Below are 16351 nucleotides of genomic sequence, written 5' to 3'. Positions count from 1 at the left end.
ATAATTAAATACTGGGATTGGAGGGCGGCTTATGTTACGAGCCAAGACACGCTGGCAGCTGGCAGCATGTGATGAGACACGCGCTTCCGAGCTTGCCCGTGAATGCAACATCCCGCCTCTGCTGGCAAAGCTGTTGATCATCCGGGGGATTGATACGCCCGAGCGGATACACGCATTTCTGAATGTCAGCATCGATCAGTTCCACGATCCGTTCCTATTGGACGGCATGGACGTGAGCGTCGAGCGGATCAGACGAGCGATTGCCGATGGGGAACCGATATGCCTGTACGGCGATTACGATGCGGACGGCGTCAGTGCGACCACCTTGATGATCCATGTGCTGCGGCAGCTGGGGGCGGTGTTTGACTATTACATACCCAACCGCTTCACAGAAGGGTATGGCTTACATACAGATGCGCTTAAAACCATATACGACCGAGGATTCAAACTTGTCGTCACCGTCGATACAGGGATTAGTGCCGCCGAGCAGGTCGCTTACGGACAGGAGCTGGGTCTGGACATCATCGTAACGGATCACCATGAGCCGCCTGCGGTGATACCGGATGCACTCGCTGTCATGAACCCGAAGAAGCCTGGCTGTTCCTACCCGTTTGACATGCTGGCCGGGGTGGGCGTCGCGTTTAAACTGGCCCATGCTTTGTTGGGACAGCCGCCCATGCATCTGGCAGATATCGCAGCGATCGGGACGATCGCCGATCTCGTTCCCCTGGTGGACGAAAACCGCCTGCTGGCCAGTTTCGGGCTGAAGGCGCTCAATCAGACCAGACATCCCGGTCTCAAGGCCCTCATTCAGGTGTGTGGACTGGAGGAAAAAGAGCTTACGGCCGGACACGTCGGCTTCGGCCTGGCTCCTCGCATCAATGCCGGCGGACGGCTGGAGACTGCAGAGGCGGCGGTTCGCCTGCTGGCCTCTGACGACGTCAAAGAAGCGGCCGAACTGGCCCGGACGTTGGATGATTTAAACCGGGAACGGCAGGAACTGGTGCAAACAATGACGGAAGAAGCGGAGGAAATGGTGAAAAACCACTTTCCCGCCGATCAGAACAGCGTCCTCGTGTTGGCGAAAGCCGGCTGGAACGTCGGGGTAGTGGGGATTGTTGCCTCCCGCCTGGTCGAAACGTTTTACCGGCCGACGATCGTGCTCGGGATCGATCCGGACACGGGGATGGCAAAAGGCTCTGCCCGCAGCATTGCCGGGTTTGATCTGTATGAAGCCTTGACCGCCTGTCAGGATCTCCTGCCGCATTTTGGCGGACACACGATGGCGGCAGGGATGACGCTGCCAGTCGAAAATATCGAGCGGCTGCAAGAAAGGCTGAATCAGATTGCCCACGAACGTTTGGCAGCGGACGATTTCATCCCGCAAACCCGCATAGACAGCGTGATCGAGCTGGATGCCATCGATCTGGAGACGGTCTCAAGCTTGCAGCGGCTCGCACCCTTTGGCATGGGAAATCCCACCCCGTTGGTCCAGCTTACCGACGTATACGCCAGCGGCATGCGGAAGATAGGGCGGGACGACTCCCATCTGAAATGCATGTTCGCTGCCGAAGGTGAGGGACAGAGCCTCGATGCGATCGGGTTCCAATTGGCGCCGCTGATGGAACGTCTGACGCCGGGAGCAAGGATCCAGGTGGTGGGCGAGCTTTCCCTCAACGAATGGAACAACCAGCGCAAACCGCAGCTGATCATTCGCGATCTCGCCGTTCCCCATAAACAAGTCTTCGATTGGCGGGGAAGCAGGGAAAAACAGCAGAAGTGGCTTTCCCTCTTGCAGGGAGCAAACGTGGCGACTGCCGTTTTTCATCCGGAAAACTATCAGCAGCTCCAGCAGTGTCTCGCGCAGTTGGAAATATCTTCCTGTCTCTTGACGGACGGCGCCGAGATACCAGCTGAAGCGGCTGGAGCTGATACACTCGTCTTGTACGATTTGCCCCAGCAAAGGGCTGCCCTGGAAGAGTTGCTGTCCGGCATGAAGCAGACCGAGCGCTTGTACTGTCTGTTTGGCGATCCGGAATTTTCATTCGAACAGCTCCATTTTCCCAGCCGCGACCAATTTAAACTGCTCTATCAAATATTTCGCCAGTACGGGCAAGTAAAAAAACAGCATCTTGACTTGTTGGCGCGAAAACAGCGCTGGACGCGGGCGACGCTCGATGGAATGCTGGCTGTTTTTGTCGAGTTGGGATTTATCAGGGAGGAGGGCGAGCAGTTCTCCATCCATCCTGAACCGCAAAAGTCGGCACTGGACAGCTCGCCGCTTTATCGCAGGTGGCAGGAGCAGACAGAGCTGTACACAGAGCTGCTGCTCTCTTCCCAGGAAGAGTTGACCCGTTTTCTGAATCAATGGTGGCCTTGTACCACCGCTTAGGAGGCTAATCGCCATATGAACTTTAAAGAACACATCCGTGTGATTCCAGACTTTCCCCAACCGGGCATCCGCTTCAAAGACATCACCACACTCTTGAAAGAGGGGAAGGTGTACCGCGCGGCCATTGACGAACTGACTGAATTTGCCAAGGCATACGATGTCGATCTCATCGCCGGGCCGGAAGCGCGCGGGTTCGTCGTGGGAGCGCCCATGGCGTATGCGCTTGAAGTCGGTTTTGTCCCCGTGCGCAAAGCAGGAAAACTGCCGTACGAGTCGATCAAGGCGGACTACGGCCTGGAGTACGGCAAGGACTCACTGGCCATGCATGTAGACGCGATCAAACCGGGTCAGCGCGTTTTGATTGCAGACGACCTGCTGGCAACCGGCGGAACGATTGCGACCACGATCAAACTCGTCCGGCAGTTGGGCGGAGAAGTGGTGGCGGCAGCGTTTTTGATCGAGCTGTCCTATCTAGAAGGGCGCAAGCAGCTTGGAGACATTCCGACCAAATCGCTGGTTACTTTTTAAGCTGAACAGACGCCGACAGCTTGATCTTTCGGCCGGATGGAACCGGCTGTTTGGGCGCGGGCCGATGTGAAAAGACGAGATGCATACTGCTTTACGGTACGGTAAGCCCTTCGAGAAGGGCTTCTTTTTTTCATTGCGGGGATGCTTTTCTTGCCGCAGCGGATTTTTCCCGAGAACGATCTTTACAAGTCAAGCAGATTGCAAGATAATAATATGAAGCACATTTTTAAGTCATTTCTGTACAAGCCATAAGGAGAAGCGACAGCAATGGATATCTTTGACCCTCCTGCAAATGACTTGATATTTTGAAAAGGGAAGGGAACTATGACAACGGGCATCGATGAAGTCATCAATCAAGTGTCTAGCTATATGTCAGAGTCAGATATCCAACTGGTGAAGCGCGCCTACGAGACCGCCAAGCGAGCGCATGAAGGACAGGTGCGTAAATCCGGCGTGCCTTACATCATGCATCCGATCGCGGTCGCCGGGATTTTGGCGAATCTGAGGATGGATGCGGTGACGATCGCCGCGGGTTTTTTGCATGACGTAGTAGAGGACACCGAGATTACGCTGGATACCCTTCGTCAGGATTTTGGCAGCGATGTGGCTGCACTCGTAGACGGCGTAACGAAGTTGGAGAAAATCAAATACAAGTCAAAAGAAGAGCAGTTGGCGGAAAATCACCGAAAAATGCTGGTTGCGATGGCCAAGGATATTCGCGTGATCCTGATAAAACTGGCGGACCGTCTGCATAACATGAGAACACTGCGCCATATGTCCGAAGAAAAGCAGCGCGAGATATCGGACGAGACGCTGGAGATTTTCGCTCCTTTGGCGCACCGCCTGGGGATTGCCTCGGTCAAGTGGGAGCTGGAGGATACCGCTCTGCGCTATCTCAATCCGCAGCAGTACTACCGCATCGTCAACCTGATGCAGAAGAAGCGGGCGGAGCGGGAAGAGTACTTGAAAGAAGCGGGCAGCACGATCCAGGACAAGCTGAAGGAACTGCACATCGAGGCGGAAATTTCCGGGCGGCCCAAGCACATCTACAGCATCTATAAAAAGATGCAGACACAGAACAAGCAGTTCAACGAAATCTACGACCTGCTTGCGCTGCGGATTATCGTCAACGACATCAGGGACTGCTATGCGGTGCTGGGCATCGTGCACACGCTGTGGAAGCCGATGCCGGGCCGTTTCAAGGATTACATCGCGATGCCAAAGCCGAACATGTACCAGTCGCTGCACACGACTGTGATCGGACCAAAAGCGGAACCGCTGGAGGTGCAAATCCGTACGTGGGATATGCATCAGACGGCGGAATTTGGTATTGCTGCCCACTGGGCTTACAAGGAAGGCAAGGGCGGCGTTGTTCAGGGAACGTTCGAAGAGAGACTGGGCAGCCTGCGGGAAATCATCCAGGGCGGACAGGAAGAGGCACCCAACGCTCAGGAGTTCATGGAATCGCTGAAACAGGACCTGTTTTCCGACACGGTGTTTGTCTTTACGCCCAAAGGAGATGTGGTGGAACTGCCCAAAGGCTCCGTTCCGCTTGATTTTGCCTACAGGATACACTCTGCAGTAGGCAACCGCTGTATCGGCGCGAAGATAAACGGCAAGATCGTTCCCCTTGACTACTCCCTTAGGACCGGCGACATCGTGGAAATTCTCACATCAAAGCACTCCTACGGCCCGAGCCAGGACTGGCTGAAGATCGCCAAATCAGCTCATGCCCGCAACAAAATCAAGCAGTGGTTCAAGAAAGAAAAACGGGAAGAGAACGTAGCCAAAGGGCAGCAGATGATCGAGGCGGAGATCAAGGCCCGCGGCTTTGAACTGAAGGCGGTCATGACGGAGGAGAACCTCAAGGAGGCGGCCGCCAAGTTCAACTTCCAGGGAGAAGAGGACATGTACGCTGCCGTGGGATACGGCGGCTTGACGGCTTCGCAAATCGTCACCAGGCTTACGGACAAACTGCGGCGTGACCGGGAAGAACAGCAGGTCCCCGAAGTCAAGCCGGCACCCACGCACCACGTCCGGCGCAGCGAGTCCGGTGTGCGGGTCGAAGGCGTGGAGAACCTGTTGGTGCGGATCTCCCGCTGCTGCACCCCTGTTCCGGGCGACGATATCATCGGGTTTATCACCCGCGGCCGGGGTGTATCCGTCCACCGGCGCGACTGTCCGAACATCCTCGCGGAAGACTGCAGCGAACGGCTGATCCCGGTATACTGGGAAGGCGATCTGAAGCACAACTACAACGTCGACATCGAGATCACCGGCAGCGACCGCAACGGATTGCTAAACGATGTGCTGCAAGTCGTGAGCGAAACCAAGACCAACATCTCAGCCGTCAGCGGCAAAGCGGACCGCAACCGCGTCGCGACGATCCACATGACGATCGCGATCAGCAACATCGACCACCTGCAAAAAGTGGTGGAACGCATCAAACGGATCAAAGACATCTACTCTGTACGACGGATTCTCAATACGTAAACTCCCGGGTGGCATCAGCAGCGCTGGTGCCGCCCGTTTGTGTTGTTTCGCCTTGCCGGTAACAGGAAGGGTTCCTTTGTGTACTCTATTACGCTTACCTGATTTACGTCTCTTTCGTTGCTGTAATTGAACTGGTTTCCTGGTGCCACTTTACGTCAACCCCAAGCTTTTCAAAAATGCTTCTCTTCGGAACCAGGGTACTTCCATTGATCACGGCAGGTGGTTGTTCAAAACAGAGCCATTCACTATTCACCAGGACATTGATTTCACCGAGGTCAGGAATCAAAGGATCAAAGCTAATCTCTTGTCCAAAATACTTCTTATGGAGCTGAGCAAAGGTTTCCAATGTTGGCCGACTTCCTGCTGGGAAAGAGTGCTTCGATTGTATTTCGCAGGCTAGGCGATAAACCACCCTACCGGCAAGAGAACCAAACAGGATTAGAAAAAATTCATTATGACTACCTTCATCAAATATTTCACTAATATTAATTATAGTATGTATATTTTCAATATTTACATTTAATAATAAATGCTTATATGCTAATATATAGCAAACAATAAAAGGAGGGTTTTTATGAGGAAGCTTCTTTTTTTATTAATTCTATCACTGACCCTATTGCCAATTCTACAAGTCAATGCTCAAGGTAATTCGACTAAGTCTGATGAGGTAGTGGTTTTTTCAAAACAACCCATTGAAGACACTGAAGAGCTATTCGAACGTGCAAAAAATGGAATAACAGATTACTCCAACGATAAAAAAATGTTGAATTTCGAAATTACAAAAACCTCTGGTAACACTGATTTGGATTTTAAAGTAAAGGAAAAATATGTTACGACACAAAAAATCAAACAAGTAAACAAAGGAGAACTGACTATAACCTCATATGCAACTACTGGTATCGCTGAAGTACAATCGTACAGCAAGTCGTCTGATAAAACGGATAGTTCATTAAGTGTGAAGTATTACAATACCATGTATTGGGATTCTTATACCAAGTCAGGTACGACGCAGTATTTCTTAAAAATTACAAAGGTTTATGGTAAATGGGAAATATTGGATAATAAAGTGCAAATCTCCAACAAAGATATTCTTGCTGTACAGGAAGGTCTAGGATATACTTCAGGTAAATATGTATATTATAACCAGATAATTGCCAACGATGTTTCCTCTTCTTACACAACAGCTTATACCCCAAGTTCTTGGGAAGCCGTTGCAAGAACGGGAAGTGTTGGTCAAATTTCTTCAAGAGTAAGCTCCGATATTAAAAGAGGTACTGAAACCTGGTCAGGTTATTGTTCGTTGACTGAGACACCAGGTTACCAATAATATCTTAAGGCGATAGGGGCATTTTACCTATCGCCTTGTTTAGAGAGGTGAGTGCATGCCAAACCACTTCTTTCAAAAACTTTTTCGACAAGAAAAATGGGAAATTGTTTATTCAACACAAGATGTTCAAAAATACTCGGAAGTTATAGCCAAACTTCAGTCAAAAGGGATCAAAACAAAAACAGAAACATACAGCGGTGGAGGCGGGCAGGGTGGAGGCTATGGTTTTGCAACAACGTACCATATCTTAGTTCGCGTAGATGAAATCCATCTGGCCAACAATATCGTTCATCATGGCAAATGAATTTATTTTCTACTCCCAAGCCACCAAGCGTAAATGAGTCCGCACCTTACGAAAGGATGAGGACTCATTGAGTAAGAGGGGGTGTGGCAATCGTGAATTGGTTTTATCTGATCATTGGTGTGATACTGTTGCTGTTAGGCTTTGCTTTTCTTCTAAGATCATCTCCGAGTCTAAGAAAAAGGGATGAACATAACAGCAAAAATCCCTTCGATAACTCTGGATATCCCCACAACGGAAATAACAACAATATGTGATCGTGCCAGGCGGGTTTTTTTAGCATCATGTCACGAGCAGGAAGAGAAAAACGGAGCGAGCACAGGCCTTGGCAACGCCTACCCAGTCGGAACGGAAAAAAACGGCACACGCTTGTCGACCAAATTCTGCGTTGAAATACTTACAGTACTTTTTGGTCGACGTGCCGTTTTTTGTAGTGAAGACGGACATCCCGGCTTCCCCGCTGGCGTGCCACGAACGAAGCGAGCCCGTTTTTCTCTTCCTCACCGCTATGTTCGTACAAACAATTTGACCTGCTGAAACTTCTTTTACTGTTTTTCTCGCCAACGATGACGCTCGTCCCACAAACTGGTATAATGGCCCATATACACAGTTTTGGAGGATATCACCGATGAGAGTCGTCGTTCAGCGCTCGCGAGCAGCACGTGTCACGGTAGCCGGGGAAGAGGTGGGCCGGATCGAGCACGGCCTGGTGCTGCTTGTCGGCATCACCCATGAAGACACGGAAAAGGAAGTTTCCTACGTAGCGGAAAAAGTGGCCCATCTGCGAATTTTTGAAGATGAAGAAGGGAAGATGAATCACTCTGTCCTGGAGACAGGCGGACAGATCTTGTCCGTTTCCCAATTTACCTTATACGGAGACTGCCGCAAGGGACGCCGGCCCAATTTTATGGCCGCCGCTCGTCCGGAGCAGGCGGAGCCTTTGTACGAATTGTTTAACCAGAAGCTGCGGGAAAAAGGATTGGTCGTGGCGACCGGCAAGTTCGGCGCGATGATGGAAGTCAGCCTGGTAAACGACGGTCCGGTCACCCTCATAGTCGAAAGTGAATAAAAAACTGCCGCCCAACGGTTAGAAGGGCGGCAGTTTTTTTGCCTATTGTCCAGATTGGAAGTAACTCACAATCCCTTTGCAGATCCCCTCGGCGGCGAGAGCCTGGTACTCAGGATCGCGGGCGTGGGCCTCGTCCTCGGCATTGGTCAAGAAGTTGATTTCCGTGAGAATCGCAGGCACCGGGTTTTCACGCAGGACGAAATAATCGCCGTAGCGGGCGTTCATATCCTTGTACTGTGTGGCCCGGACCAGTTCGCTTTGTACGTGGGAAGCAAGCTTGCTGGATTTTCCCTTGTCGTAGTAGAACACAATCGTCCCGTTGGTGGCGTTGTTGGGATGGGTGTTGTGATGAACGCTGACGAACAGATCGGCCTTGTTTTGCACCGCTATGTCCACCCTGTTCTGCAGCGTCGGATAGCTGTCATCCGTGCGGGTCATGATCACCGTGGCTCCGGCTGCAGCCAATTTTGCCTGCAAGTACTGTGCTACCTGAAGGTTGACTTCCTTTTCCAAGGTTTTGTAGTGCGTGCCGGTAGCTCCGCCGTCCTGTCCGCCGTGTCCGGCATCGACGACGATGACCTTTCCTTTTAACGAGTCCGCGGTGACGACAACCGGCGGTTTTTTCGCCAGATCATCTACCAGCCAGTTTGCCACCCAGCCGGTCTTGTTATCTGGTGTTTTTACCTGGATCCAATCGCCCTGTCTGGCAAGCACGGTCAAGCTTGTCCCGTTTGCCAGTGTGGCGAGTACCTGTCCTTCCAAGGATGGAGTAGCCCGCAGGTTCAGGTTGTCCACATTTACCCGCACCGTTTCCGCTGCCGGGGTGGACGGAGGAGCTGGCTGATCCGGTGCCGCTGGGGCGATGTCAGACGGCGGCGTTGTCGACGAGCCGGACGGTGCTGGCGGCGCCATCAGGATCCACCCTTCGCGTCCGTCATAGGTGATTTTTGACCAGCCGTTCGACACGCCGAGAACCTGCAGGGTGTCACCGGTGCTGAGTTGGCCGATGGTTTCATACGTTTCTCCCGGACCGGCATGGACATCCATGGTGTCTGGTACGGTGATCGTCTGTTTAGGCTGTTCGGCGGGCGGTTGGGGCGAAGCAGCAGCCTCCTTGCTTTCCTCTACCAGCCAGCCGGCCACCCAGCCTGTCTTCTGTCCGCTCAGTTGAATTTGCATCCAATCCCCGTCTTTCTTCAGGACGAGGTACTTCGTCTTGGGATTGATCTGCTGGATTACGGCTGACGAAGTATTCGGAGCTGTACGAACATTCAAGCTGTCCACTTTACTCTCAATATACGACTTGCCCGTCGCTGCCGGCGCAGGCGTGGATGGCTGTGCCGACGGTGTAACCGATTTGGCGTATTGGCTGGTGATCCAACCCGTCTTTCCGTTTGGCAAGGTTATTTGATACCAGTCATTCTTTTGCGTAATGACTGGCAGCGTTGTTTTCGCGTTGACACTGGAAATCACGTCGTACGTAAGGCCGGGGCCGGAACGGATATTTACCCGATCTCCCGTTACCTCGACGTGGCTGGAAGCGGCATCAGCGGCATAACCTGAAGCGAGACAGACAGCGAGAAGCAGACCGGAACCAGCAAGCTGTTGCAAACGAGTAAACACGTATGTACATCCTTTCCACAATGTTCTTCTGTTTCCTACATCCTCATACTCATTCGACTTTTTCCCTTGATTTTCCTGCATCAATCGACAAGTTTAGTCGAAGGTTTGGATCGCACTAAAACCGGAGAGACTAAGAGGGGAAAGGCAAGTGCTGCTGCAATCGCAACCTTGCCCCAAGGCAGGAGGAACACGATGCGACAATCTTTTAAAGGAACCGTTGCGCAGCAGATGAACAACAAGGGTGCATCAGTCGACTTTCACGATTTTCTGGAGCGGGAGTCGGTCATGAGCGACGTGGAATTGTCCCGTGAATATCATCTCAGCATGAAAGACGGACGCCAGCTGCGGGGAAAAATGACCCGTTAAACCTGCCAGGCGCTTCAGGTTGACGGTCTTCCCCCGGACCGTTACACTGGGCGTAGCGTACTTTGCAAAGCAGGTGACTTTCATGATCCAGATCAAATGTGCAGGACATACGTTTGAGCGGGAGATCGGCTTGATCCTCGCTCTGTTTTACGAAGACCCAGAGATCGTTTACGTCGGCGACTGGGACGACAGCCAGCCCGGCATGCGGATTTTTCTCTCGGTCAACCATACGGATCAGGGGGCTCGGGCACACGGCAGGCTGCATGCCGAAGGCCGGGAGTTCTCCTTCGACTATACCCGACCGTACGTCAGCGGCGATCCCAAAGCGGTTCAGAAGACGGCCAAACAAGCGGTCAGCTACACGCTGCTCTGCCTGTTGGAGCAGCTGACCGGGATCGAACAGGGGTGGGGCATCCTCACCGGGATTCGTCCCACCAAGCTTCTCCACAAGCTGCTGACGTCCGGGATGAGCAGAGAGGAGGCTCATCGCCACCTCAGGGAAGACTACATGGTCCGCCCGTACAAACTGGAGCTGTTGCAGCGCATCGTCGACCGCCAGCTGCGGGTGGTGCCTGACTTTTACCAGATTGACCGGGAGCTCTCTGTCTACATCGGCATCCCATTTTGTCCGACGAAGTGTGCCTACTGTACGTTTCCTGCTTATGCCATCGGGGGACAAAAAAATTCGGTGGGCGGCTTTTTGGAAGGGCTGCGCTACGAGATCCGCTCCGTCGGCGACTGGCTCAGGCGGCACGATATGCGGATCACTTCGATCTATTTCGGCGGCGGGACGCCGACCAGCATTACGGCGGAAGAGCTGGACAGCCTGTTTCAGGAGATGCACGCGTCTTTTCCCAATCTCGAGCACGTGCGCGAACTGACCGTCGAAGCGGGGCGCCCGGATACCATCACGCCGGAAAAGATCGACGTGATGAAGAAATGGAAAGTTGACCGGATCAGCATCAACCCGCAGTCGTTTACCGATGAGACGCTGCATGCCATCGGCCGCCACCATTCCGTGCAGGAGACGGTGGAGAAATACCGGCTGGCGATGGAGATGGGGTTGACCAATATCAACATGGACCTGATCATCGGTTTGCCAAACGAAGGGCTGGCTGACGTGAAACACAGTTTGGCCGAAGTGGAAAAGCTGATGCCCAGTTCGCTGACGGTCCACACCCTCTCGTTCAAGAGGGCCTCGGAGATGACCCAAAACAAGGAGAAGTACAGGGTGGCGGGTCGCACGGAAATCCAGCAAATGATGGAGCTGGCCAGCCGGTGGACGGAGGAACACGGCTATGTTCCCTACTACTTGTACAGACAAAAGAACATCCTCGGCAACCTGGAAAACATCGGCTATTCCCTGGAAGGCTGCGAGAGCATCTACAACATCCTGATGATGGAAGAGGCGCAGACCATCCTGGGGCTGGGCTGCGGCGCCGTCTCGAAGCTGATGGCACCCGGCTCGGGAAAGCTGACCCGCTGGGCGAATCCGAAAGACCCCAAGACGTACAACGACACGTATAAACAGCTTGTCGCAGACAAATTGCGGGATTTGGAGGAACTGTACAGCAAGGGTGTCGAGCTTTCCCGGTAAAAAACATTTTGTGCGGAGCAATCATTGACTCTGTTTCGACAATTTGCTATGATTCGGTAATAAGTTTTCACAATCCGTATCTGATGATGGGACCAAGTAACCAGGCACCGGATAGCCAGAGAGGAAGTGTCTAAGGCTGTGAGCACTTCTCTATGACGACTTGGCGAATGACTTCCCGGAGGACCCGCAGCGAACAGCGATGCCCAGTAGCTGCTGGCGCAGGGCCGGCGTTATCGGCCGTAAATAAGTGGGATACTTGTCTTGTATCCAATTAGGGTGGCACCACGGGAGTTAAGAACCAACCTCTCGTCCCTGACGCGAAGCGGAGCTTTCGTCAGAGGCGGGAGGTTTTCTTTTTTCAGGTCAAAGAGGAGGGTTAGGACATGTCCAAGATTCAAATCCCGCGCGGAACGCAGGACGTCATGCCGGGAACCGTCGAGCTGTGGCAGTACGTGGAGCAAAAAGCCCGCGATCTCTGCCGCCGCTACAACTACCATGAGATTCGCACGCCGATTTTTGAACACACCGAGCTGTTCCAACGCGGCGTCGGCGAGACGACTGACATCGTCGAAAAAGAGATGTACAGCGTCGAGTGGCGCGGCGAAGGCGGGCTGACTTTGCGGCCGGAAGGGACGGCGGGAGTCGTTCGCTCCTATGTGGAGAAAAAGCTGTACGGCGCGCCTAACCAGCCGACCAAGATGTACTACATCGGCCCGATGTTTCGCCATGAACGCCCGCAGGCCGGACGTTTCCGCCAGTTTACCCAGTTTGGCATCGAGGCGATTGGCGCCGTCGACCCGGCGATCGACGCGGAGACGATTGCTGTGGCGATTCGTTTTTACCAGGAATTGGGATTAAAGGGACTGAGCGTCGAATTAAACAGCGTCGGGACCCTGGAGGATCGGGCCCGCCACCGGGTGGAGCTGGTCGCCTTCCTGAACAACGTCCGCGGCGAGCTGTGCGAGGACTGCCAGTCGCGGATTGACCGCAATCCGCTGCGGGTGCTCGACTGCAAGAATGCGAAGTGCCGAGCGCTGACGAAGGACGCTCCCTCGATTCTCGACTACCTGAGCGAGGAATCGGCGGCTCACTTCGCGGCGGTGCAGTCCTATCTGACCGATCTGGAGATTCCTTTCACGGTAAACCCGAGATTGGTCCGCGGGCTGGATTACTACACGCAGACCGCCTTTGAGATCAAGATGGCGGAGATCGGCGCCGTGGAAACGCTCTGTGGCGGCGGACGCTACAACGGCCTGGTGGCTGAGCTGGGCGGCGAAGACATGCCGGGAATCGGTTTTGCGCTGAGCATCGAGCGGCTCTTGCTCGCGCTGGAAAAGCAGGGAGTAGAGCTGCCCGTCGATACGGCGATCGACTGTTACGTCGTCGTTCAAACACCTGAGGCGAAGCGGCCGGCCTTCCGCCTGCTGGACCAGCTGCGCGGTGCCGGCCTGACGGCGGAAATGGATTACCTGGAGCGCAAGATGAAAGCCCAGTTGAAAGCGGCAGACCGCCTGCAGGCCCGCTACACGCTGATCATCGGCGAAGCCGAACTGCAAGCAGGCACTGTCGTCCTCAAGGAAATGGGCACCGGGGAGCAGCAAACCGTGTCGGCGGGGGAAGCGGTAGCAGCCCTTATCAGCAAGCTGAAATAGAGAGTGGAGGATCGTTATGTACCGTACAATCTTTTGTGGTGAAGTGAACAAAGAGCATTTGGGCCAGGAGATCACGCTGAATGGCTGGGTGAACAAGCGGCGCGACCTGGGCGGGGTCATCTTTATCGACCTGCGTGACCGCAGCGGCATCGTGCAGGTGGTATTCAACCCGGAGGTAAACAAGGAAGCCTGGGAGCTGGCGGACAAGGTCCGCAGCGAATACGTCCTGTCGGTGAAGGGGAAAGTGATCGCCCGCGATCCGGAAGCCGTCAATCCCAAGCTGAAGACAGGGGAAATCGAGATAGCCGCTTCCCAGATCACCATTGTCAACGAGGCGAAGACACCGCCGTTCCAGATCGAAGACGGGCTGGACGTGGACGAGCAGGTGCGGCTGAAGTACCGCTATCTCGACCTGCGCCGTCCGGAGATGCAGCGCACCTTCATCCTGCGCAGCAAAGCGGCCAAAGCGTTCCGCGATTTCCTTGACGGACAAGGCTTCCTCGAGGTGGAGACGCCGGTACTGACGAAGAGCACGCCGGAAGGGGCCCGCGACTACCTGGTGCCGTCCCGCGTCCATCCGGGCGAATTCTACGCCCTGCCGCAGTCGCCGCAGCTGTTCAAGCAGCTCTTGATGGTCTCCGGATTTGAGCGCTACTACCAGATTGCCCGCTGCTTCCGCGACGAAGACCTGCGGGCGGACCGTCAGCCGGAGTTTACCCAGGTGGACATCGAGACCTCGTTTTTGCCGATGGAAGAGCTGCTGCCGATGATGGAGCAGATGGTGGCCTACGTGTTCAAGCAGACGATTGGCATCGACGTGCCGACGCCCTTCCCGCGCCTGACCTACCAGGAAGCGATGGACCGCTACGGCTCTGACAAGCCGGACGTGCGCTTTGGCATGGAACTGGTCGATGTCTCCGACGTCGTGGCAGGCAGCGGGTTCAAGGTGTTCACCAGCGCCTTGGAAAACGACGGCAGGGTGAAGGGCATCAACGCCAAAGGGTGCGGCCACTACTCCCGCAAGGAAGCGGATGACTTGACGAAGTTCGCGGCCCGCTACGGAGCCAAGGGAGTAGCCTGGATCGGCCTGAAGGACGGCGAAGTGAAAGGGCCGATCGCCAAGTTTTTCAGCGAGGCTGAACTCGCCGAGTTGAAAGCGCGGCTGGCTGCCGAAGAAGGCGACTTGCTGCTGTTCGTCGCCGACAAGCCAAAAGTGGTGGCCGACGCCCTGGGAGCGCTCCGCCTGAAATTTGGCCATGAGCTGGGACTGATCGATCACAGCCAATTCGCTTTCCTCTGGGTAGTAGACTTCCCGCTGGTGGAATGGGATGAAGAAGAAGGCCGCTATGTCGCGCTGCACCATCCGTTTACCCGTCCGAAAGACGAAGACCTGCACCTGTTTGAATCCAATCCGGGAGCCATGCGGGCACAAGCGTACGACTTGGTCCTCAACGGGTACGAGCTGGGCGGAGGATCGATGCGGATCTACAAGCGGGACGTGCAGGAGAAGATGTTCAAGGCACTGGGCTTCAGCCCCGAGGAGGCGCAGGAGAAGTTCGGCTTCCTGCTCGACGCCTTTGAGTACGGCACACCGCCGCACGGGGGGATCGCGCTGGGGCTGGACCGCCTGATCATGCTGCTTGCCAGCCGTACCAACCTGCGCGAAGTCATCGCCTTCCCGAAAACGGCCAGCGCTTCCGACTTGATGACGGACGCGCCAGGCGAGGTGGATCCGGCACAGCTCAAGCAGCTCCACATTGCCGTGACGGTGGAAGAGGAAGAAGAAGCGAAGGTAAACGCGTAAGCGGGATGTTCGCTGCCTGTTTTTAGCTTCGCTGCAATGGGAGATAATAGGATGAGAGTCCTGCGATGTACGTGACTGCCAATCGTTTTGAGCCACAATGATTGTTCAGGGAGTTCCCCGTCCGTTATCAAAAAGACATGCCTCCGAAAGAGTGGACGTCTGGCTTGATTCGGCCGAACACCCACCTGCCAAAAGCAGGTTCAAAACGCAAGGGAGGCCACGGCATAACGGGGCTCTTTCCCGTTTTTGCCCGCACTGATTTATATCTAATCCACATCTGAAAGGTTGTTTGTTATGCTCCATCAATTTTCCCGGTGTGAATTGGCGTTCGGGCCGGAAGGGCTGGAAAAGCTGAAAGCGAGTTCTGTGGCCGTGCTCGGGGTGGGCGGGGTAGGTTCGTTTACCGCCGAAGCTCTGGCCCGTACCGGAGTAGGCAAACTGGTCCTGATCGACAAGGACGTCGTCGATATCACGAATATCAACAGGCAGATCCATGCCAACCTGCAGACGATTGGACAGCAAAAGGTCGAGCTGATGAAACAGCGCATCGCCCTGATCAACCCGGAGTGTGAAGTGGTGGCGATGCAGATGTTTTACAACGCCGAGACCGCATCAGAGTTGTTCGCCCACCGACTGGACTACATCGCCGATGCGATGGATGTCGTCTCCGCCAAGATTCACCTGATTCTCGAAGCGAGAAGACGCGGCATCCCGATCATATGCAGCATGGGAGCAGCCAACAAAATGGATCCGACCCGGTTTGAAGTGGCGGATATCTCCCAGACCAGCTACGATCCGATCGCCAAGGTGATCCGCCGCGAACTGCGCAAGGAGCGCATCTACAAGGGGGTCAAGGTGGTCTACTCCAAGGAAATCCCGGTACCCATCCACGCTGATGTCCTGCAGCAGGTCGTCGTCAATCCGGACTCGCCGATCCGCAAAGTGACCCAGCCTCCGGCCAGCAATGCCTTTGTTCCGTCTGTTGCCGGATTGATCATGGCCAGTGTGATCGTTCGCGACCTCATCGGCTGGCAGCCCGTAAAGGGGTAGCGGGAGAGAAGCGCGCGTGGCAGAGAAAATGGGAGCCAGCGCAGGCGTGACGCAACGTAAGTGAGCCCTTTTTCCCGGTTCCCAGGGGCAATGCTCTCTAACGGAAAATGACGCGGGGTGCAGTTGATGAACTGCACCCCGCGTTTCTC

14 protein-coding genes, 1 other RNA gene and 1 other annotated feature are annotated in these 16351 nt (G+C 54.5%); of the genes, 12 read left to right on the top strand and 3 right to left on the bottom strand.

Translation table 11 applies throughout. From position 1 onward, the window contains the following. Positions 1-31: 31 nt before the first annotated feature. The 3 genes from recJ to HGBM_RS05585 all read left to right on the top strand — a co-directional run bounded on the left by recJ (position 32) and on the right by HGBM_RS05585 (position 5413). Complete coding sequence (recJ, locus tag HGBM_RS05595; protein WP_019120107.1) at positions 32-2392, top strand: single-stranded-DNA-specific exonuclease RecJ; 2361 nt, start codon at positions 32-34, stop codon at positions 2390-2392. Positions 2393-2407: 15 nt separating this feature from the next. Beyond that, entirely contained in the window at positions 2408-2920 is a 513-nt protein-coding gene (locus tag HGBM_RS05590) for an adenine phosphoribosyltransferase (RefSeq protein ID WP_019120106.1), read from the top strand. A 324-nt stretch (positions 2921-3244) separates the two neighbouring features. Then, a complete protein-coding gene (locus HGBM_RS05585) occupies positions 3245-5413 on the top strand; it encodes a RelA/SpoT family protein (RefSeq protein ID WP_019120105.1) in 2169 nt (722 codons plus the stop codon). 103 nt (positions 5414-5516) lie between these two features. On the opposite strand, the gene HGBM_RS30705 is transcribed toward HGBM_RS05585, so the two are convergent. Then, positions 5517-5759, bottom strand: coding sequence for a stalk domain-containing protein (locus tag HGBM_RS30705; protein ID WP_019120104.1), 243 nt, complete (start codon positions 5757-5759; stop codon positions 5517-5519). Positions 5760-5987: 228 nt separating this feature from the next. Between HGBM_RS30705 and HGBM_RS05575 the strand changes: the two genes are divergently transcribed. Together HGBM_RS05575 and HGBM_RS05570 are read left to right on the top strand one after the other, a co-directional pair. After that, positions 5988-6740: a hypothetical protein gene (locus HGBM_RS05575; protein ID WP_019120103.1), complete on the top strand. Its 753-nt coding sequence runs from the start codon at positions 5988-5990 to the stop codon at positions 6738-6740. Between the two features lie 55 nt (positions 6741-6795). Further along, on the top strand, positions 6796-7044 hold the full coding sequence (locus HGBM_RS05570; protein WP_019120102.1) for a hypothetical protein: 249 nt from the start codon (positions 6796-6798) through the stop codon (positions 7042-7044). A gap of 394 nt (positions 7045-7438) precedes the next feature. On the opposite strand, the gene HGBM_RS32040 is transcribed toward HGBM_RS05570, so the two are convergent. Beyond that, positions 7439-7561: a hypothetical protein gene (locus HGBM_RS32040; protein ID WP_261798121.1), complete on the bottom strand. Its 123-nt coding sequence runs from the start codon at positions 7559-7561 to the stop codon at positions 7439-7441. Positions 7562-7669: 108 nt separating this feature from the next. Here HGBM_RS32040 and dtd point away from each other — a divergent pair, with 108 nt between their 5' ends. After that, a complete protein-coding gene (dtd, locus tag HGBM_RS05565) occupies positions 7670-8110 on the top strand; it encodes a D-aminoacyl-tRNA deacylase (protein WP_019120101.1) in 441 nt (146 codons plus the stop codon). A gap of 42 nt (positions 8111-8152) precedes the next feature. On the opposite strand, the gene HGBM_RS05560 is transcribed toward dtd, so the two are convergent. Then, the gene (locus HGBM_RS05560; protein WP_019120100.1) at positions 8153-9733 is read right to left on the bottom strand and encodes an N-acetylmuramoyl-L-alanine amidase family protein; all 1581 of its coding nucleotides are present in this window, start codon (positions 9731-9733) and stop codon (positions 8153-8155) included. 192 nt (positions 9734-9925) lie between these two features. Between HGBM_RS05560 and HGBM_RS31050 the strand changes: the two genes are divergently transcribed. The 6 genes from HGBM_RS31050 (at position 9926) to HGBM_RS05535 (ending at position 16202) form a co-directional block, all read left to right on the top strand. After that, on the top strand, positions 9926-10099 hold the full coding sequence (locus HGBM_RS31050) for a hypothetical protein (RefSeq protein WP_019120099.1): 174 nt from the start codon (positions 9926-9928) through the stop codon (positions 10097-10099). 82 nt (positions 10100-10181) lie between these two features. Then, positions 10182-11696: a coproporphyrinogen III oxidase gene (locus HGBM_RS05550; protein WP_019120098.1), complete on the top strand. Its 1515-nt coding sequence runs from the start codon at positions 10182-10184 to the stop codon at positions 11694-11696. Positions 11697-11770: 74 nt separating this feature from the next. Further along, positions 11771-12013 (top strand) — a binding site (T-box leader). A 66-nt stretch (positions 12014-12079) separates the two neighbouring features. Next, positions 12080-13348 (top strand): histidine--tRNA ligase, encoded by a 1269-nt coding sequence (hisS, locus tag HGBM_RS05545; RefSeq protein WP_019120097.1) that lies wholly within the window; start codon positions 12080-12082, stop codon positions 13346-13348. Positions 13349-13364: 16 nt separating this feature from the next. Continuing rightward, on the top strand, positions 13365-15152 hold the full coding sequence (gene aspS / locus HGBM_RS05540) for an aspartate--tRNA ligase (RefSeq protein ID WP_019120096.1): 1788 nt from the start codon (positions 13365-13367) through the stop codon (positions 15150-15152). 54 nt (positions 15153-15206) lie between these two features. Continuing rightward, positions 15207-15390: non-coding RNA, 6S RNA (gene ssrS / locus HGBM_RS29375), on the top strand. 56 nt (positions 15391-15446) lie between these two features. Next, the gene (locus HGBM_RS05535; protein ID WP_019120095.1) at positions 15447-16202 is read left to right on the top strand and encodes a tRNA threonylcarbamoyladenosine dehydratase; all 756 of its coding nucleotides are present in this window, start codon (positions 15447-15449) and stop codon (positions 16200-16202) included. The last annotated feature ends 149 nt before the right edge of the window (positions 16203-16351 follow it).

This window comes from Brevibacillus massiliensis (assembly GCF_000311785.1).
GTDB classification, from domain to species: Bacteria; Bacillota; Bacilli; order Brevibacillales; family Brevibacillaceae; genus Brevibacillus_C; species Brevibacillus_C massiliensis.
The sequence above is the reverse complement of the archived record's forward strand: the minus strand, read 5'-3'. Positions and strand labels throughout refer to the sequence as shown.